Annotated in this window: 14 protein-coding genes; 6 read left to right on the forward strand and 8 right to left on the reverse strand. The window is 63.7% G+C overall.

All coding sequences use genetic code 11. The features are described 5' to 3' along the window. Positions 1-81 precede the first annotated feature (81 nt). The 6 genes from GPA25_RS14625 (at position 82) to GPA25_RS14650 (ending at position 9,273) form a co-directional block, all read left to right on the forward strand. Positions 82-1,383, forward strand: coding sequence for a hypothetical protein (locus GPA25_RS14625; RefSeq protein WP_169261145.1), 1,302 nt, complete (start codon positions 82-84; stop codon positions 1,381-1,383). Positions 1,384-1,399: 16 nt separating this feature from the next. After that, a complete protein-coding gene (locus tag GPA25_RS14630) occupies positions 1,400-2,551 on the forward strand; it encodes a glycosyltransferase family 4 protein (RefSeq protein WP_169261146.1) in 1,152 nt (383 codons plus the stop codon). A 23-nt stretch (positions 2,552-2,574) separates the two neighbouring features. Then, on the forward strand, positions 2,575-3,396 hold the full coding sequence (locus GPA25_RS14635) for a tetratricopeptide repeat protein (RefSeq protein WP_169261147.1): 822 nt from the start codon (positions 2,575-2,577) through the stop codon (positions 3,394-3,396). A gap of 95 nt (positions 3,397-3,491) precedes the next feature. Then, complete coding sequence (locus tag GPA25_RS14640; protein WP_169261148.1) at positions 3,492-4,727, forward strand: NHL repeat-containing protein; 1,236 nt, start codon at positions 3,492-3,494, stop codon at positions 4,725-4,727. Next, positions 4,724-5,998, forward strand: coding sequence for a hypothetical protein (locus GPA25_RS14645; protein ID WP_169261149.1), 1,275 nt, complete (start codon positions 4,724-4,726; stop codon positions 5,996-5,998). The genes GPA25_RS14640 and GPA25_RS14645 overlap by 4 nt, the downstream gene beginning before the upstream one ends. After that, positions 5,995-9,273, forward strand: a complete 3,279-nt coding sequence (locus GPA25_RS14650) for a fibronectin type III domain-containing protein (RefSeq protein ID WP_169261150.1) — start codon at positions 5,995-5,997, stop codon at positions 9,271-9,273. The genes GPA25_RS14645 and GPA25_RS14650 overlap by 4 nt, the downstream gene beginning before the upstream one ends. A 40-nt stretch (positions 9,274-9,313) precedes the next feature. Here the strand turns inward: GPA25_RS14650 and GPA25_RS14655 are convergent, their stop codons facing one another. From GPA25_RS14655 to GPA25_RS14690, 8 genes are all read right to left on the reverse strand, one after another. Further along, a complete protein-coding gene (locus GPA25_RS14655) occupies positions 9,314-12,448 on the reverse strand; it encodes a sulfatase-like hydrolase/transferase (protein ID WP_169261151.1) in 3,135 nt (1,044 codons plus the stop codon). Beyond that, the gene (locus GPA25_RS14660) at positions 12,445-13,341 is read right to left on the reverse strand and encodes a glycosyltransferase family 2 protein (RefSeq protein WP_169261152.1); all 897 of its coding nucleotides are present in this window, start codon (positions 13,339-13,341) and stop codon (positions 12,445-12,447) included. The genes GPA25_RS14655 and GPA25_RS14660 overlap by 4 nt, the downstream gene beginning before the upstream one ends. After that, positions 13,334-14,293 (reverse strand): sulfotransferase, encoded by a 960-nt coding sequence (locus GPA25_RS14665; RefSeq protein WP_169261153.1) that lies wholly within the window; start codon positions 14,291-14,293, stop codon positions 13,334-13,336. The genes GPA25_RS14660 and GPA25_RS14665 overlap by 8 nt, the downstream gene beginning before the upstream one ends. 20 nt (positions 14,294-14,313) lie before the next feature. Then, positions 14,314-15,393: a glycosyltransferase family 4 protein gene (locus tag GPA25_RS14670; RefSeq protein WP_169261154.1), complete on the reverse strand. Its 1,080-nt coding sequence runs from the start codon at positions 15,391-15,393 to the stop codon at positions 14,314-14,316. Between the two features lie 27 nt (positions 15,394-15,420). After that, a complete protein-coding gene (locus GPA25_RS14675; protein WP_169261155.1) occupies positions 15,421-16,347 on the reverse strand; it encodes a glycosyltransferase family 2 protein in 927 nt (308 codons plus the stop codon). Positions 16,348-16,555: 208 nt separating this feature from the next. Continuing rightward, a complete protein-coding gene (locus GPA25_RS14680; protein ID WP_169261156.1) occupies positions 16,556-17,251 on the reverse strand; it encodes a sulfotransferase family 2 domain-containing protein in 696 nt (231 codons plus the stop codon). A gap of 260 nt (positions 17,252-17,511) precedes the next feature. Next, positions 17,512-18,255: a glycosyltransferase family 2 protein gene (locus GPA25_RS14685; RefSeq protein WP_211163133.1), complete on the reverse strand. Its 744-nt coding sequence runs from the start codon at positions 18,253-18,255 to the stop codon at positions 17,512-17,514. Next, the gene (locus tag GPA25_RS14690; RefSeq protein WP_169261157.1) at positions 18,252-19,061 is read right to left on the reverse strand and encodes a polysaccharide deacetylase family protein; all 810 of its coding nucleotides are present in this window, start codon (positions 19,059-19,061) and stop codon (positions 18,252-18,254) included. The genes GPA25_RS14685 and GPA25_RS14690 overlap by 4 nt, the downstream gene beginning before the upstream one ends. Between the last annotated feature and the right edge of the window lie 31 nt (positions 19,062-19,092).

The following is a 19,092-nucleotide window of genomic DNA, read 5'->3' on the forward strand; positions in this document are numbered from 1 at the left end:
GATCGGCGTTCGGACAATCTTAGCTTATGAGACACGATTGCAGCGTGGCGCGGGACACGCTATGGCGTACGGGTGGTCTCTATGTTCCGACGTGTGCTTGCGGACCACTTCCTGCGGTCTGAAACCGAGGTGTCGCACGTGACGTTCGTCGTGCTCCTGCTGATGCTGTGGCTGGTTCTCGCTGTTGCGCTGCTTGTCGCGAGGCACGGTCGTTTGTTGCACGAATTGTGGCGCGAGCCGATGATCGAGCGTCCCGTCCTGATCGTCGAGAGCGACGACTGGGGGCCCGGCCCCGCAGAGGATGCGCGAATTCTGCGGGAGATCACCGGCATCCTCGCGCGCATACGCGACCGTGACGGACATCCTGCGGTAATGACGCTCGGGGTCGTGCTCGGCATTCCGGACGCGGCGGCGATCCTGGCGTCGGGCGGGGCGGAGTACACGCGGCGCACGCTTGCCGAAACCGAGTTCACTCCTGTCGTCGATGCCATCCGTGGCGGCTGCGTCGCCGGGGTGTTCGCGCTACAGCGGCACGGCCTGGAGCATTTCTGGCCACAAGTGTTGATCGCGCGTCTGCGCGAAGACGATGCGCTACGTGCCTGGCTCGGTGACCCGCTGATGCGCAGCGAAACGCTGCCTGCGGAGATACAGAGCCGGTGGGTCGATGCAGCGCGCTTGCCGAGTCGTGCACTGCCTTCTGACGATATTGAACGCGCCGTGCGCGAGGAGACCGAGCTATTCCGGCGGATCTTCGGCGAGGCGCCCGAGGTTGCCGTGCCGAACACCTTCGTTTGGGACGAGACCGTCGAACGGGCGTGGGCGGCGAGCGGCGTGCGCTGTGTCGTCACGCCCGGTTGTCGCTTCGAGCAGCGGCGCGAGGGCGGGGGGCTGGCCGCCGCGACACGACGCATCCGTAACGGGCAACGCGGCGCGGGGGGCATGACATACGTCGTGCGGAACGACTATTTCGAACCAATTCGTGGTCACCGTGCCGAGCGAGTGTGGCAGGCTGTCGCGAGGCGCTCGGCTCAGGCGCGGCCGACGCTACTGGAGACGCATCGTGAAAGTTTCATCGACGGGCCCGATCGTGTGCGCATGGCGCTCGAGGAGCTCGAAAGCGCACTGAGGGGAGCGCAGTCGCGCCATCCTGATCTGTGCTTCATGTCGACAGCGGAGCTTGCCCGCCATCTTGCGGATCCGGCCTCGCGTTTGCTTGCGCGGCGCCTGCCCGTCCGCATCCGGGTGTGGCTTTGCCGGCTGCGCGCAGAGCTTGCGAGCGCCCGTCTGCTGAAGGCGACCGGACTGATGTTGCCACTGCGTGCCACAGAGTGGGGCCTGGGCATCCTTACGCGGCAGAGAGTTGTTAGACTTGATCAAACCTGAGCGAATGGATCCGCCGATGAGCCAGCGCTACCTCGTGATCACCGAGCTGTTCCTTCCGACGAAGGGCGGCACCGCCGTGTGGTTCGATGAAGTCTACCGACGACTCGGAGGCAAGGAGATCCACATCGTCACCGCGGCGGTGCCGGGGGCGGCCGAGTACGATGCCACGCACCCGAATTCGGTTCATCGCCTGGACTTGCGACGCGTAGCCTGGTTGCGGCCGGAATCGCTCGGAATGTACGTCAAGTTGTTCATCAAGTCGCTGGTGCTGGCGCTGCGTTATCGCTTCGATGCGATTCACGCCGGACGCGCATTGCCGGAGGGGCTGGTGGGCTGGATGGTGGCGCGCATCACCGGTCGCACATTCGCCATCTATGCGCACGGCGAGGAGTTGACCGGTTGGGGGCACGGGAAAAAATACCGGGCGATGTGTTTCGCGTTGCGCCATGCCGACCGCGTCATCGCCAACAGTGATTTTACGCGTGACGCGCTGACCAGCATGGGAGTCGATGCGGCGCGGATTTCGGTCATTCACCCCGGCGTCGACGTTCGGCGCTTCCGCCCTGGTCTTCCGGCGCAGGACTTGCGCGATCAATTGGGGCTCGGGCCGGGCGCGAAGCTGCTGTTATCGGTCGGGCGGCTGCAGCGTCGCAAGGGTTTCGATACGGTGATCCGCTGTTTGCCGGAGCTCGTTGCGGCCGGTCTCGACGTGCATTACGCGATCATCGGCATTGGTGAGGACGGTGACTACCTGGCGGACCTCGCCAGGCAGTTCGGGGTTGAGGGTCGCGTGCATCGTCTCGGCCATGTGCCGATCGAGGATCTGCCGCGTTGGTACAACGCGTGCGATCTGTTCGTCCTCGCCAATCGCGATATCGCGGGCGATACCGAGGGCTTCGGCATCGTCTTCATCGAAGCGGCCGCTTGCGGCAAGATGGCTATCGCTGGCCAAGCCGGTGGTACCGGTTCCGCCGTGCTGGAGGGTATTACGGGTTTGCGCATCGATGGCGAGTCGCAGGCGGCGCTGACCGCGGCACTTTCCGAGATCCTGCACGATGAAGGCCGGCGCGAAGCCTTCGGAACAGCGGGACTTGCTCGAGCCCGCGACTTGTTGAGCTGGGACGCCGTCGCGGCGCGTACGCTGGCACTAGGGCAGAACGAAAGCTGAGGAGAGTTGCAATGAAACGCTTGTTGATCGCGGGCCTCGTCATCTGCCCCATTTTTGCGTGGGCTTTAGAGCAATTCGCACCCACGCCGGCTGAAGTCAGAATGCTGCCGCCTTTCTGTGCGGACCGACTTGAAAAGGGGTCGGGTGGGAAAAACGTCGCCTCGGCGGCGCAACTCGGTAAGGGCAACTATCTGCACATTCATCATTACTGCTTCGCGGTGAATTTCGTCAATCGGGCCCGACAGGCACGCGACCCGAAGGATCGGTCGTACAACCTGGGGCTCGCAAAAAACAATTACAAATACGTTATCAAGGGAACCGAACCCCGGTTCTGGATGCGTCCGCAGATATACGTCGAACTCGGCAAGGTCCATCTCCAGTTGAAGGAGGCGGGCGAGGCGAGCCGCCTTTTCAATGACGCGATTGCCTTCAATCCCGAGTACGAACCGGCGTATCTCGCCCTGATCGACATGCATAAGGAAAGCGGGCTCGGCAAGGAGGCGCTCGATGTCGCAACGGCCGGCTTGGGGTACGTTCCAGGTTCGCAGTCGCTGAAGAAGGCGTATCTCGCATTGGGCGGCAAGGAGCCGTTTCCCGAACCGGCAAGGAAAGCGGAGTCGCTCCCGTCCGACACCTTGCCTCCAGCCCCCGCGCCGCAGGATGCGGGAACCCCCGGTGGCACGGCGCTTGTCCCGACCGCCGAAGGCACATCGGCCACGTCCACCATCGCGGAACCGGGTGGATCACCGATCCCGGAGACCGGCTGTCGTTTTTGTCCGCCCGAAGACATTCAGCGCAAGTGGCGCGAGTCGTTCAACGGCGCGAAGGATCAGCCGGCGAAATAGTTGGGGTGTGGTGGCTGGCCGCCGGCCGCGAGGTTCGACGTTTTCGCCACCGGGCGCCGACAGAGTTCCGCATGGTACAGATCCGGAGAGCATGGATGCCCCGAACGGCGCTAACGTGGTTGAACCGAATATCGCTGGCCGCGCTCGTGCTGCACGTGCCGCCTGCGGTCGCCGATTGGCGGCAGGAGCGTTGGGTTGTCGAGGATTTCACAAAGGTGCTCGGTGAAGGGCCGGATGGCGGGCCGGTTGCGCAGGCGGGTGGTGATGTCCACTCAATGTGCGCAGACCAGATGGGCAGATTGTTTCTCTCCAGCGGTCAGTTCATCGACGTCGTCACTGCCGAGGGGATGCGCAGCCGCGTCGCCGGAACCGGGCAGCCCGGGTACCGCGACGGCCCGGCTCACGAGGCGCAGTTTCGTCTCGGCTTCAAGTCCTACTATGGCGCGCACAATCTTGCCTGCGGTCCGAATGGTGTGTTTGTTTCGGACGGTGGCAATCGGCGTATCCGGAGGCTCCACAAGCGCGATGGCAAATGGCAGGTCGATACCTGGGCCGGCGGAGGAAAACGCCGGATGAAGCCCGGGGATACTGCGGCGCCGCAGGAGGTGATGTTTCGCGGCACTATTTCCGTCGCGGTCACCACGTCCGGACAGGTAACCGTCGCCGACGATGGAGGCTACTTCAGGGTCAGCCCGGACGGCCGAACTATCCGCTATGTGGGGCCCTGGCCCGCCACCATGGCACCCAAAACGAATGTCGCGCCCAAGCTGAATGTCATGATGGGCGATGCCGATTCGCGCGGTTCCGTGTATTTCGTTTCCCGTACCCCCCACTTTGTCGTACGCATCGATCCTGACGACGCGGCTGTGCATCTGGCGGGACGTTTCGTCGAAACGCGGACTCGCCTGTCAATCGGCGACGGTCCGCCGCGTGAGGCATTCTTCGATACGCCGAGTAGTCTTGCCGTGCAGCCTGACGGTTCCGCTGTCTATGTGTGTGGCGGCGACGAATACGACATCCGGCGTGTGCCTGCCGACGGTACGGGGACAACCGCGACCCTGATGAACAACGGTCGCTGGGGTATTGCCTCGGTGCATCCGAATCGCAGTCGTGGTCCGGCAGTCGTGAAAGCCGGCGCGGGTGGTCGTCTGCGACCGGAAGGCGAACTCACGGGCCTGATGGTGAGTCATCTCATCGGGCGCGATGCCGAAGGCAACCTGTATGGATCGATCAATTTCTGGACTGGGATGACGCAGTTCGTCGAAGGCCATGGTTTGCTCGGCACGCGCATCTTTCGGCTGCGGCGCGAACCCGCGCGGGGATCGCCGTGACTGCCCGGAGCTGCTCCTGGGCGGTGGCCACCTTGCTCGCTTGTGCCCCCGCCGCGCAGGGCGCGGCGACCCCGGAATTCCGTGTGTTGCCGGTCCCCGACGCAAGACCTGCGGTGAGTCCGGAACTCGTGTCCGACGGCAGTGGAAACTTCCTGCTCGTCTGGCAGCAGGGGAAAAATTACTACGAGCAGCAGGAGTCGGACATCTTTGCGCTGCGACTCGATGGCCTCGGGCGCCCTTTGGGGCAGCCGATTCCGGTGTGCGTGGCAAAGGGTAGCCAGGAACGCCCGAAGGTGGTGTTCGCGAACGGCGTCTTTATCGTTGCGTGGCACGACTTGCGCAATGGTCGCGACTGGGACGTCTATGCCGCGCGTGTCGGTATCGACGGAACCGTGCGCGATGAGGGCGGATTTCTCGTCGCAGGTGGCGGGGCGAATCAGGCGAGTCCCGCAATCGCCACCGCCCCGGCCGGTGCGCTCGTAGTCTGGCAACATTATGCGGGTCGCTACTACGAGGTCCACGGTGCGTTCGTCGGCGCGTCAGGCAAGGCCGGGACGCCGCTTGCGCTGGCATTCCGCGGCGAAACCTTGCACGGCGGCGATCTGTCGATCGCCAGCTTCGGTAATCGCTGGGTGATGTCGTGGAAGGACGAACGCAAGTGGAGCCTCGGTGAATCGGGCGGCACCATCACCCTTTACTTTGCCAGTCTTCGGCTGAACGGGCCTGACCTTGAAGTACTGGACATCGAGCGTGCACCCTCCGCTGCGTTGGGTAGGGAAGGGGGGCGATTCGCAAGCGATCTGGCGGGGAGCGCCCTGTATACCGGGTGGGGCGATATCGGTCGGGGCCGACTAATATCGGTCGGGGCGGTTTTTGGCGCAAAGACGGCCTCCGCCCTCGCGAATCCGAATACTGAACCGGAAGTGCGCGCGTCCAGCTGGAATCCTCGCCAGGTCATGACCCTGTTCTCGACGCGTATCCAGATCGACGGGCCGGTTGTTGCGGCATTCGGCGACGGTGCGTTTCTCGTGGCTGCCCGCGAGACGGGGGCCGCCAAGCCGCCCTACCGCGGCCGCATCCTGGGCTCGCGTCTGTCGCCGGCGGGGGGGCGTCTCGATGATCCCGAGAAGCTGTTGCTGCTGCACGAGACTGACTTGCCGGTCGCGAATCCGGCGCTGGCTGCCGGGCAGGAGGGGTTTGTGCTCGTGTTCGAGCAGGATGGTGGACCCGCAAATCATAGGCTGGTTGCGAAAAGTGTGAGGTTGCGATGAGCCCCTTGTTGCGCTTTGTGGCGGGACTGCTGCTGTGCGTTCTGCTTTCCGGGCACGGCGCTACGGCGGCGCCGGAGGCGGCCGGGCGCGCGGACGAGTCGCGCGACGGGCAATTTTCGGTGCCGCTGACGATCAAGGACAACTCAGGTGTCGAGCGGCGTAATTGGCCGGTCACGACTGGCGTTCCGCTGCCTTATGGCGTGGTTCAGGACGTCGCCGGATTGCGCCTGGTCGACGCGAGCGGACGGGAGCTTCCGCTCCAGGCGGAGGTGCTTAGTCGGCATTGGGCGCGCGACAAGTCGATTCGCTGGGTCTTGCTCGATTTCCAGATCAGCCTGCCGGCAGGCGGAAAAGCCGTCGTCTATCTTCAGAACCGCCGATCCGAACAGGTGATTGCCGATCCTGTCAGGCTGCGCGAGGACGGCGACACTATCACCATTCAGACCGGGCCGTTGGCCGCGCAGGTTTCGACCAAAGACGGTTCGCTGTTCAAGTCGGTGAGCATTGATGATCGCGAGATCCTTCGCGCGCAGCCGGACGACGGTCCATGGCTGCGCTCGGGCGAGGTCGGTCGCATGGAGCACAACGCCGGTTCGGCATGGAATACGCACGGCTGGGACAAGACACAAAGCGTTGAGAAGGTCGACATCGCGGAGCACGTCTATCGGTCCGGTCCGCCGAACGAGGTCGTGGTCGAGACCCATGGTCCGTTGCGCACCGTGGTTCTCGTCCGCGGGCGCCATCTACCCGGAAAGACCGGCAAAGGCATCGTGCGCGAGGGCATTTATAACTACACGACGCGATTGCATTTCTTCCGCGGCCAAAGCTTCGTCAAGGTCGAGCATGCCGTCGAGAACTCGGATCGCAAGCAGCCGCTGTACAACCACATGTTCCGTGAGGCGGGCCTTGCACACTCGCTTCGCCTCGAAGGTACGCCGATTGTGACCGGGGGTGGTGTTCAGGCGGAGTCGGGGGCGCCGGCCATCGGATCGACTACGCTTTCCGGTACCCAGCAGGCGTGGTTGTATCAGGGGGGCGCGCAAGGCGTCGTCAAGCACGGGCGCACCGTGACCACCGAAGGGGGATACCAGGCCGGCATCGGTCGCGACGGTTCAGTCGAAAACCTGTTTGCATCGGGTAAACGCGGGCGTTTCCTCGATATCTCGGACGCCACGCGCGGGCTGGCCGTGGCCATGCGTTACCTGTGGGAGCATGCGCCGCGAGCGATTGCGCTGTCGCCTGGGCGTGTGCAGGTCGTGCTGCAGGCGGACAGCCCCGGTCACACGGAGCCGCACGACGGACTCCGGCCGGAGTACGACCTCGATTTCGGCCGCCGTAATATCCATGACGTTCTTTACTACTTCCATCGCGCGGACGCACGCACGGCGCGGGTTGCGGACGTTGCCGAGGCATTCGAATATCCCTTGTTCGCGTACGCGCCGCCCGCATGGTATTCGGATACCGAAACCTGGTATCTGGAGATTGCACGAGTTCGCGCGGAGATGCCCCGCAGCAAGTTGAACGACGGCCACTGGACGCCCAATGGGGTTGGAATCCGCAGGCACGGGGAAAACAGCAGCTACAACTCAGGCGGTCATCACGACAGCCTGAGTTCAGGCTGGCTCGCTTTCCTGGCCACTGGCCTGTTGTCGGAACTGGAAAAAAACCTTGCCTACGGTCGCTGGAGCATCTCCCAGAACCCTGGTTGGGCCTATCGCGACAACGTGATCCGTTTCGGTGACGGTGCGCAGCGCCTGGCAACGGTCGATCGCGCCCTCGAAGAGTGGAACCTCCTCTCCGGCTTCGGGCCGAAGGAGTTCTACACGTGGCAGAGCGAGCGGCAGAAGGAGGTGAAGACCCCGCGCGGTCCCGAGAAGAAGCAGGCGGGCGGGTGGAGCTACCTGAACGGCTACAAGGTCCTGCCGGACATGGAGCATTACGCGCTGTTTCGCCTGTTCGAGTACTACTACCTCACCGGCGACCGCCGCACGCTCGACGCCATCCACGGCTTTGTGAACTGGGACATCAATTTCCAGCACGTGCATCTTTTCAAGGGGCGGATGCAGCCACTGGGCAATACGACCTTCTTCGACACGAATCCCGATGCCTTGTGGCGCGGACACTATTCCCGCGTCTACACGTGGATGCTGTACACCAACCTCGCCGGTTTTCACGCCACCGGCAGCCCGGTTTTCGACGAATTTGCGCGCTGGCAGGTGCGCCGCATGCTCGCCGTGCTGCGCCACCGCCATGGGCAACTGACGAGCATCAAGCGCGAGGAGCAGGTCATGGGGAAGATGCTCGAATTCCTCAGGAGCAGCCAGATGTCGATCTCCAGCGCACAGACCTGGATGGAGGCGCAGGGCGTGCTGGCGTTGCACGAGGCCTACAAGACCTACGACGACGAGCGCATCCTCGATGGCCTGTGGGGGCAGGCTGATTATTTCTCCCGCCATGTGATCTTCTATCCTCGGCTCGGGATGATCAACAACTGGACGTCAATGCCGTCGCAATATCTCGGGGAGAGTGAGAACACCGTAACGCCGAGCCGTCACGATCACCTGCTGCAGGCATTCCCATACCTGTACCACTACACCGGATGGCCCGAGATGCGTCGCCGATACGACGCGATCGTCAATGGGCCGGGCGACAAGTGGTCAGATACCCGCTTCGAACAGGTGATTGCGTGGGAGCGCGACAATGTTGCCAAGCGTTCCACGAGTGCGCCGGAGCCGATTACGGATCTGCGGGTCGTTCAGGCTGGCCGTAGCGGTGTCACGCTCAAATGGACGGCGCCGCGGGATGACGGGCCGACCGGCAGGGCAGCGCGTTACTTCGTCAAGTACAGCGACAAGCCGATCGTCGAATTTGCACCGACTGATCATCCGCAGCGTGCCGCAGAAAAACAACGGGTGGTTACCCAGGTTGAATCGGTGATCCTCGCGCGCCAGAAAAAAGTGAAACTCGACGCGCGCATCGACCGCAGCAATTTCACTGCCGAGAGTGACGCGACGCAACGTCAGGATCCCGAATGGGACAAGGTGGATGCGTTCTGGATGGCCGAGCACGTCGCGGGCGAACCGGTCCCCGCTGCGGCCGGCAGCGTCGAGACCTTCACTTTCCGGGAACTCCTCCCGCACGAAGCGTTTGGCGCGCCGACCCAGCCAACGCTCGAGAGCCTGAAGCCGGGTACCTACTATGTGGCGATCTGCTCATGGGATAGCGACCGCAACCTCAGTCGTCCGTCGAACGTCGTCAAGCTCGAACTGAAGTAATGCTATTCCGTGCCGCGAACGCAGCGTTGGCGAAGCACGCTCAGTTCGCATGCCCGCGTCGTCGCAAAACGGGGTCCTTTTCCATCCACTCGCGCAGTTCCGCCCACAAGCGCGCGACCTCCATCGGGTGATCGACGACAAGATCGCGAGTGCATCCCGGATCCGCTTCGACATCGTAGAGCGCCAGCCGCTTGCCCGATTCCAGCGGTTGGTAGACGAGCTTCCAGCGCCCGTCACGCACCATCCGGTCCTTGGCGAGCAAGACAATGTCGCGGTATTCGGACTTGATCGCCAGCGTGCCGCTGGCATCGTCTGGCACGTCGAGCAGTTGTAGCAGGTCCGGATAGCTCAGGTGCTCAGGCGGCAGGCCCGGCATCGGTGTGATCCAGATGCCGGTCTCGTTGAACGCCTTCAGTTTCAGGTCGAATGCGGGATCGAGCATCGCGGGGACGACCGAACGACCGTCGCACTTCACCGATGGCGCCTGGAGCAAGTCGAGCAACGTCGGGACGAGGTCGATCGTGCGTACGACCTGATCCACGCGTTGCCCGCCCGGTTGCCGGGGGTCGGCGATGATCAACGGGATGCGTGCGCTGAAGTCGCCGAGTGCGGAGTTCCCTTGGCCCCAGGTGCCATGCTCGAAGAATTCCATGCCGTGGTCGCTGTACAGCACGATGATCGTATTTTCGATCAGGCCGCTCGCCTCGAGGTGGCGAATCGTCCTGCCGACTTCTTCGTCGAACTGCGCGACACATCCGTCGTAGAGATCGAGAATCTGGTCGAGATCGAATTCTTCGCGCGGCTCGCCCTGGCGGCGGATGATTTCGAACGGTTCGGTCAGCCGCGCCATTGCGAACTTGGATTCCCCCGTGTAGCCCGGATCTGCGTGGCGCAAGTAATAGGGGTATTCGGACGCGAACGGCGGATGGGTCGTCGAATAGAACAGGTTCAGCAGGAAAGGCTCTCCGGTTGCCGCGAGGCGGGAAACCATGCGGCGTGCACGCTGGCCGAGTTGAGTGGTTTGCGGCACGCCGCCGAGGTAATACAACTCGGGGAGGAGCAACCGGCCGATGCGGTTATGCAGAAAGAGAGAAAGAAACAGGCGAATATCCTTCGGCCCCTGGCGGATGAGGTATTTCAGGTTCCACTGGTCGTCGGGCAGATCGAGAATGTCGAAGCCGAGTGAGAACTTGCCGAGGTCGGCGCCGCACCAATCCGACACCGCCGCGGTGCGATAGCCGAGTGCGCCGAGGATGCTCGGCAAGGCGGGAAGATCGAGTTTGGTTTCCTCGTCCGAGACGAAGTTGTCGCGTATGCCGTGGGTGTGTGGCCAAGTGCCGGTCAGCATCGAGATCAGGCTCGGCGCGGTGCGCGCGCAAGGCACATAGCAGGCGCCGAAGCGGGTGCCGCGTTGTGCGAGCGCGTCGATATTCGGTGTCAGGGGCCGGCCGTTGCGCTGCGCACCGACCCGGTCGGCGCGCAGCGTATCCGAACCAATCAGCAGCAGGTTCGGGGCGCCGTTGCGTGGCCCCGGCCGCACCGGCGCCGTGGGTTCCCACAGCGCGAACACAATGACCCCCGCGTAGCCGATGATCACGCTCGCGAGCGCGGCGGCCATGGCCGGTGCTCCGCCGCGAGCGAGCGCCAGTGCGAGCGCGCAGCAGAACAGGCCGATGAGGATGGCGCCAAGGGTGGTGGCGCGCTGCAGTCCGCGCACCGACAAGTGCGCCCACAAGCGGTGCAGGCGAACGCTGCGATACTGCCATGAGGCGACAATCAGTCCCGGGTTATGGACGAGGGTCCGGCACACGACATATGTACTTGCAAGTGCAAGGCTGAATGCGCCGGCCGCAGCCCCGAGCCAGGGGACATGACGGACCGCAAACGCATCGGCTGCAGCCACCGCGAGGAGCGAACCGGGAAGGGCGAAAAACAGTCCGACCGCAAACGTCCAGAAGCCCAGTCGAAGCATTGCGAACGGCACGTGGGATCGATACCTGCGCATGATTTCGTCGCGCATCCGCGGACCGGCCTGCGAGAAGTCGATGATCGATTTCACCAGCAGCGCCAGCGTCAGCAAGATTGCGACGATGACCGCGGGCACGATTGCATCGTCGAAGCGCGAGTCCGCCAGCTTGCCCGCGAGGCCGAACGCGCCGGCACCGACCAGGCCTGCCAGCCCCACCCTGTTTTGAGCTGGCAAGCGCGACAGGCGTGCGCGGCGGCGGCGGCGGGACTCGGCCTCGCGCATGCCGCTCATCTCGCCGAGCGAGGATGCGAGCCGCACCAGGTAAAAGCGCGTTGCCTGCGCGCGCAGCGCCAGCCCGCTGCGCAGCGCATAGGCGCCGACCTTGCGCCACATGTAGAGCGGCACCCCGCCTTCGGTGCGGCGGAAGCGCATCACCGATTTCGAGCGCTGAAAGCCCTTGCGCATCAGATACGACAGGGTCAGGCGCTCGCCATCGACGTAGTGATACTGAACGATCTGAGGGGCGTAATGCAGGACGGCCCCGCCCCGCATCGCGCGGCGGACCCATTCGAGATCCTCGGCGCCACCCAGATCATGTCCAGTGGGGCCCAACTCGGTCAGGAACGGCCCGGTCGTCCGCAAGACGTCGCGGCGTGCGACGAGGTTTCCCCCGCCGGGGATGCCCCCATCGATATCCACCCGCATCGGTGTTTTACCCTGATCGTAGCGCGGTACCGGTAGCGGATAGATGCGGTAAGGGCCTTCATCATGCACCCAGGCCGGCTCGCTGCCGTCCCAGTCGGGCAGGATGCGGCCGCAGATCAGATCCGCGTCGGGCCAGCGGCGGGCAGCGTCGACCAATCCGGCAAGGTATCCGGCGTCGACGCGATGGTCGTCGTCGACAAAGGCAACCACCGGATCGTCGAGCATCGGCAACGCGCGGTTGAGCGCGTGCGATTTTCCGGGCGTCGGCTCGGCGATCCAGTCGAGCGGCAACAGTCCGGCCCCTTCGCGGCCTTCGCGGTAGCCGGCGAGATAGTCATGGGTGCCGTCGGTGCACGCATTCGCGACGACGAACAGGCGGACGTGCGCATTTGCAGGGCGTTCCGCGGCATTGAGCGACGCGATGACCCGGGACAACAGTTCGACCCGGTTGTAAGTGCAGATCAGCACCGTGACCTGCAGCGGCTCGGCGAGAATGCTCATATCGGCCGGTTGCGAAGCATCGCGACGAGCAGGCTCGCCATCAGTCGCCCGCGGCTCAGCGGTGCGATGCAGAGTCCGGCCAGTGCGTCGCCGATCGCCCGGCCGCGACGCTGCGCCCGCCAAGCCCATTTGGCGTAATCCGAAAGCATGCCCGCGTAGGCATGACGCCAGAACGCCCCGCGTTTGCCCGGCGGCAGCAGGTGCCGGTTCTTGCGCATCACGGTAATCGCTGCGTTGCGCATCACGTCGAGGTTGCCGCTCATGCTGTCAGGGCGCTTCAGGATTACCGTGAGCGGGTCGGCGACGCAGGCGTAGCCGCCGACCGCGGCGAGCCGCATCCACATGTCGATGTCCTCGAGACTGCGCAGCCTCTCGTCGAAGCCCCCCGCCTGATCCAGTGCGTCACGTCGCGCGAGCACGGCTGATCCGCTTCCGGCCACGAACGCATTGGCGGCGAAGATTGCTTCCAGGGCCGTGCCGGTGTCGCCGCCACAGCGCCATTCCCCAAGCGATTCCCCGCCCGGGCCCTCGATCCTCGCGGCGGTCGAGCAGAACGCCAGCTCGGGCCGCGACCGCATCAGGGCGACCTGCCGCTCCAGCTTGTCCGCCAGCCACCAGTCATCGGCGTCGAGGAACGCGACGTAACGCCCCCGCGAAGCCAGGATGCCGGCGTTGCGCGCGCTGCTCAAGCCGCCGTTCGCCTTCGACAACACGCGCAGCCTGTTGCCGAACCCGGACAGTACCGCGGCGGTGCTGTCGGTGCTGCCGTCATCGACGACGATCAGCTCGAAGTCGCGGAACCCCTGCGCGAACACGCTTTCGATCGCGCGGGCGACACACCATGCCGCGTTGTATGCGGGGATCACGACGCTGACCAAAGGCGTTTCAGTCATTCGGGTCGTAGCCCATCTCGCGCATCATCGGCGCAATCATCGGCAGGATCCGTTCGATCGCCTGGGGGTTGTGCTCCTTCCATTTATGCTTTTTCGGTGCGCCCTTGACGATGCTTGTGGGGCGGCTCGCGAGGCTAGCGCAGCGCTCTGCCATGCGCGCATCGAACGGTAGGTCGAGGCGGGTGAAGACCTCGCGAAACATTTCCACCGGACGTTCGAAGATATCCTCATAGCGCAAGCCGATCCATTGCTGCGGCGGGATCGCACGCGCGGCGTCGAGCGCGAGGCGGTTCGCGGTGAGCCACTGGTACGCGCACACTTCCTCAAGGCTCGCCTGGTTGTAATCGCGCCAGCCCGGCGGAAGGAAAAAATGCCATTCGCGGAATTCGCCGCCGTTGATCGCGACCGGCTCCGGCGACGGACCGAAGAACTGCTCGAGTCCGAATCCCCCGTCGCTGCGACCGAGGCGCCAGCCGTCGATCATCGAGCTGACGTTGTCGCGCCCGTCGCGCTGGATGAACACGAACTTTGCGCGCGGGAACAGGACATGCAGATACCCGACGCGAAGGGTGTTGATGCAGGTCTTGTCGAGCACCGGCCCGGCCCCAAGGCGCGCGTAGAAATGCGCGAGTGCGCGGTCGCGGTGCTCCGGTCGGGCGTCGGCCGGGGCGGCGGCTTCCGAGTCCCACCCATTGTTCAGGGGGCCGTGGAGGTCGTTCCAGAATTGCGGCAGTTCGTAGCCGAAATGGTGGAAATGTCCGGACGCGGCCAGAGTTTCGAAGGTGACGGTGGTGCCCGAGCGCGAGCAACCGATAACGAACACCGGGTCCGGCATGTCCGGCCGCAGCACGCTGAAGGCCGCTTCGCGCACCCGGTGGCGGGCCGCGGTGAGGTTCTTGGCGCGGATTTCCGGGTCGGCGAGCTTGCGGAGTTTGGCGAGTTGGTTGAACACGAGGCGACCTGTTTAGCGAATCACCCCAGGGTTTCGAGGTAGAGGTGCTCCAGCTTCTGCACCGGAGCCTGGATGAACGACTTTTCGACGGCCTGATAGGCGCGCTCGCCCAGTGCGGTCCGCTCGGCCGGGTGGTCGATCAGCTGCCGAATGTGGTGCACCAATGCTGCAAAATCGTCACGTTCGAAGAGCAGCCCGTTGACCCCGTCCTGGATGATCTCGGGGGTGCCGCCGGTGCGGCTGGCGATGATCGGCTTCCTTGCCGCCGCTGATTCGAACAGCACCATCGCGCAAGGTTCTTCCCACTGCGAGGGCATCACCAGGATGTCGGCGCTGGCGTAGATGTTCTCCGGATCGGAGCGAAAGCCCACGTAGTTTATCGCCGGGTTGGCGGCGACCGCCGCATTGAATCGGGCGACGAATTCCGGATCCTTGTCCTTGATTTCGCCGGCGATCATGAACTTGACTTTCGGGTTGTCGAGCGCTTCGGGCAGCCGCAGAAACATCTCGACGCCCTTGATGCTCTTGATCTGGCCCAGAAAGCCGATGACGATGTCGGACTCGGCAAAGCCGAGCTCCTGGCGGATCGACCGTCCATGCCCGAAACGTGCCACGTCGGCGATATTGTGCACCACTGAAATCGATTTTCCCCCGAACGGAGTGTGTTCGGCGACGAACCTTGAGACGGCGATGACGCCCCGCACGAAGCGGAGGAACGGCGTCACGCTCTTGCTCACAATGTGGTAGTGCATGAGCACCGGTATGCCGAGGAAGCGGGCGGCGATCAGCTCGGGGGGCTTCCAGCCCAGCGAGCCGCCGTTGAGGTGAATCAGATCGACCTTCTGCTCGCGCAGAAATGCTATCGCCCGGAAGACGTCGAGGACGAACTTGAAAGGGTTGCCGTTCCAGTCCTGCTTCGGGCGCACGGCCGTCGCGATGTCCAGTTCGGCGAGTTTGTCGAGCAGCTTGCCGGGTTTGGTCACCACCACCAGCGGATCGAATTTCTGCCGATCGACGCGAACTATGAAATTGAGCAACGCGCGGCTTGCCCCTCCCCAGTCCTCATAGGTTCCCAGGAAATAACAGATACGCCTGCGCATTCAATTTCTCCACGGTCGGGTGTCGGGTCAGGTCTTGCCGCGCTGGGCGTAGCCGATGAGGCAGCCCAGCGCGTTGGTGGCGTTCATGGCCTGGCGCAGCGCCCCCGGTCGGCGGGTGAGGTGCATCCGTAGCGCGGCGAGGCCGTGGCGCAGGACTTGGGAAAGCAGAAACGGAGGAATGCCGAGGATTGTGCGGGGGTAGGCTGGTAACTGGTAACGGCCGCGGCGCAGCCCGGCGCGGTAATGCAGCTTGAGAAAATACCCGCGCTGCAGCCGCCACGGCTCGACAGAGTGAAGGACGGCCATGCCCGGGCAGTAGCGAATCCGGATCTTCCGCTCGAGCAGCGTGCGGAACATGATCGCATCCGAGCCTCCTCCGACGACGTTGCCCTTGCGGTCATAGCGCTTGTCGAACCTGAGTTCGGGGTCGTCGCGAAACAGCTTCATTGCGTAGGCGACGTTGGCCGTCCAGATCGGCGTCGAGCCGTCCTCGATCCAGAACGGCTCCTTGCCGTGGTCGATGGCAGCCAGGAAGCCGAGCAACTCGTTGCCCAGCCAGGCCGGTCGCGGGTGCTCCGAAAAGTCCATGGCCACGCGTCCGCCGGCGCACTCGGCGCCTTCCTGCAGGATGGCGTGGGCGGCGGCTTCGAGCAGGCCGGGCAGTGGCGTTTCGTCGTCGTCGATGAACACCATGATGTCACTGGCCAGGGATTCCTCGACGGCGCGGTTGCGCGCGGCGACGATGCCCTGCACCGGCTCCGTCACCCAGCGAAGCGGCGGGCCTGGCAACTGCGCCAGCCGGGCGAGGACGTCGGCGGTGTCGTCCGTGCTGTTGTTATTGACGGCAAGGATTTCGAAGGGAATCGGGCAGCGTTGTGCCCGCATCGCGGCGATGAGTTTCTCCAACCGCTCAGCGCGGTTGAAGGTGCAGAAGGCGAATGTGAGTCGCTGCATGGTGGTTGCTCAGGCGGCGGGTTCGAATTCTCGGGTGGCCCGTTGATTCAATGCACCCGGACAAATGGTGCTTTGTGTCGGACGCAGCATGATGCCGAAGGGATTCACTTAGCAAGGGAAAGCGCTCGAAGCAGCGCAGACTGGCTGGGACGAACCCATTGCGGATGGTTGCCTGGGTGGAGGGCCGGATAATGCACTTGGCTGAATTTCAGAAGTCATAGCCGAAAGTCTCAATGTCTCGGCAATAGATCCTTCCAATCAAGTCGCGCGTTTCCTCATTGTATTGCGCTCGGTAAGACCTGTGACGGTCGCTCCCGCCCGGTTGCGGAGTCCCGCGTGTCACGTCAATGAATTTCTTCATTCGATTCAATACTGTCTCCTTCGCTTCGCTCCTGTTTATCTGAGGAATGACGATGTCGGATAGCCCGCATCTGTTGATGATCTCCCCAAAATCGCTCTGAAGGTGTTCCAGACGACCGACAAAATCGACCAGGAGCGAAGCTGCGCCAGGCTGCGAGCGATCAGCGATGAAATCGACTTGCGGCCAATAGTGGCGATATGCATGCGGTTGCCCAAGTTGATCGAACACAAATTTTGTAAAACTCATCTTGGCAATCTGGGAATCCCACTGGGCCCGCCAGCGGTATTCCGATAAGGCTCGTGCCCAAGGATTGCGCACGAACGCGAATTTGAAGTAAGTCTGCGAAATTTCCGATGGAATCCGCTCGTTGATTTCACTCATCGTAAGATGTTGCAGCCCTTTGCCGAACAGCATGCGCTCGTCGACCAGTCTGTTGTCACCCCGATTCTCTACCCCGTATATGCCCAGCGCTTTTTCGATGCTGGATCCGCCATTTTTGGGGATATGAACAAATATCACCCTGTGGTCATGAGATATCGGCATGGCTTCGTACTCCTGTGACTGTCCTGCGATGCTTCGACAACCCACCACATTCAATCAGGGGTTGGGTTTCGGGGTGGTCTGGTCCATATAATTGATTAGCCGGCGATGCCAGGATTCCGGCAGCAAGGCCGGGAGCATGTATTTCCACTCGCCTGGACTGCCATAGCCCTCCTTCATTGCTGCGCGAAATATTCGACGGGCCGCCGGAAGATCGCGTTTCCAGTAGCACTCAAAGCCCCGCCGCAGCAATTCGCCGGCGGTCAGTTCGCGTACCCTGCGCGCGCCCAGGCTGGCCGCGACTGCCGGGTTGGCCGCCAGGAACTTCTGCTGGGCACTCGGTGGTTGAGGGCGATGCGCGCCCGGTTCTTGGTGATCTGCTCGCCGCCGTGGTGATGGTAGTACGCGAGCACGCGCGGCACCCGGATCAGGCGGTGGATGGTCCCCAGGCGCAGCCACAGATCGTAGTCCATGCACGAACTCAAGCTTTCGTCGAAACCGCCGGCAGCGCGGATCGCCGGGGCGGGCACGAGGGCCGCGTGGATGGGCCAGCGGCAGCCGCCGAGCAGCGCCTCAGCCTTGTTGCCGTCTTCATAGTCGGGTGGCACGAAGGGCGCGTCGCGCCCGCCGCCGAGCCCGAGGCTCTGCCAGCCACAATAGGCGAGACCGCGGCCCGATGCATTGTGCAGTGCGGCCTGCATCGATTCGAGGAATTCGGGATGCCAGGTGTCATCCGCGTCGAGAAATGCAATGTAGTCGCCGCGCGCCTCGCGGAGGGCATGGTTGCGTGCCGCGGCGGCCCCTGCATTCGCTTGACGGAAGATGCGGATGCGCGGCTCGGCGCGCGCGAGGCGTTGCAGTTCGCCCCATGAGTCGTCGCGCGATCCATCGTCGACAATGACCAGTTCCCAGTTGCCGGCTGTTTGCGCCAGCACGCTGCCGACGCTGCGCGAGAGATGCTGCGCGGCGTTGTAGCAGGGCATGATGATCGAGACGTGGCCTGTCATCGCGGACTGTGGTGGAGGCGTGTCAGGGCACGTCGCAGCGTCTGGTGCGTAATGCTTGGCCATGAAACATCGTTACTCCCGAAACAAAGTTTGCGCATCAGACTCCCGACGGTATCGCTATTGAACACCGTCAGGCGCCGCAGCAGGTAGGGATTGCCGTCGCGCAGGGCCCAGCCGGTGCGTGTGGTGCAGGCAGCTTGGTAGCCGGCAGCGCGAACCGCGCTCACGCAGGTGTCGTCCCACGCGCCGTAAGGATAGGCGAAGCTGCGGACCTGGCTACCGAGGGCGTCCTCGATCTGGCGCCGGGAGTATTCGAGTTCGAAGCGTCGGCGATCGTCATCGACTTCGGTGAGGCGAACATGATTGACCGTGTGCGAGCCAATTTCCATTCCCGCCGCCGTCATCTCGCGCAATTCGACGCAGTCGAGAAGCCGCCCCTCGGGACGATCCGTCGCAGGCCAATCCGGCGCTTGCCCGATCGAGCCCGAGACGATAAACCAGGTCGCGCGCATGTCACGTTTCTGTAGCTCTTCGCATGCCGCAAGGTTGTCTGCGTAGCCGTCATCGAAAGTGATAGCCGCCGTGCGCCGCGGCCACCGTCCCGGCGCTGCAAGCAGTTCGCTCACGGTCGGTGTGGCCCAGCCCTCGTCGGCAAGATAATCGAGTTGCGCCCGAAGCCGCCCCAGCGACACCGCCCAAGGCCATTCCGGCGTACCTCCGCCATCGGTGATCGCGTGGTACATCAGCATGACGGGGCCGTGAATGCCGGCTGCGCGTGCAAGGTAACGGGAGAGCGGATCGGTCATGGGGGCATGCGTTCTTGCTACATCCGGATCG

The organism is Aromatoleum diolicum (assembly GCF_012910955.1).
Taxonomy (GTDB): Bacteria; Pseudomonadota; Gammaproteobacteria; order Burkholderiales; family Rhodocyclaceae; genus Aromatoleum; species Aromatoleum diolicum.

Bases quoted from the DNA above. Each gene is read 5' to 3' on its own strand.
- GPA25_RS14655 (WP_169261151.1), bottom strand. From the start codon at position 12,448: ATGAGCATTCTCGCCGAGCCGCTGCAGGTCACGGTGCTGATCTGCACT.
- GPA25_RS14630 (WP_169261146.1), top strand. From the start codon at position 1,400: ATGAGCCAGCGCTACCTCGTGATCACCGAGCTGTTCCTTCCGACGAAG.
- GPA25_RS14640 (WP_169261148.1), top strand. From the start codon at position 3,492: ATGCCCCGAACGGCGCTAACGTGGTTGAACCGAATATCGCTGGCCGCG.
- GPA25_RS14685 (WP_211163133.1), bottom strand. From the start codon at position 18,255: ATGACAGGCCACGTCTCGATCATCATGCCCTGCTACAACGCCGCGCAG.
- GPA25_RS14675 (WP_169261155.1), bottom strand. From the start codon at position 16,347: ATGCAGCGACTCACATTCGCCTTCTGCACCTTCAACCGCGCTGAGCGG.
- GPA25_RS14680 (WP_169261156.1), bottom strand. From the start codon at position 17,251: ATGCCGATATCTCATGACCACAGGGTGATATTTGTTCATATCCCCAAA.
- GPA25_RS14650 (WP_169261150.1), top strand. From the start codon at position 5,995: ATGAGCCCCTTGTTGCGCTTTGTGGCGGGACTGCTGCTGTGCGTTCTG.
- GPA25_RS14625 (WP_169261145.1), top strand. From the start codon at position 82: ATGTTCCGACGTGTGCTTGCGGACCACTTCCTGCGGTCTGAAACCGAG.
- GPA25_RS14670 (WP_169261154.1), bottom strand. From the start codon at position 15,393: ATGCGCAGGCGTATCTGTTATTTCCTGGGAACCTATGAGGACTGGGGA.
- GPA25_RS14660 (WP_169261152.1), bottom strand. From the start codon at position 13,341: ATGACTGAAACGCCTTTGGTCAGCGTCGTGATCCCCGCATACAACGCG.
- GPA25_RS14690 (WP_169261157.1), bottom strand. From the start codon at position 19,061: ATGACCGATCCGCTCTCCCGTTACCTTGCACGCGCAGCCGGCATTCAC.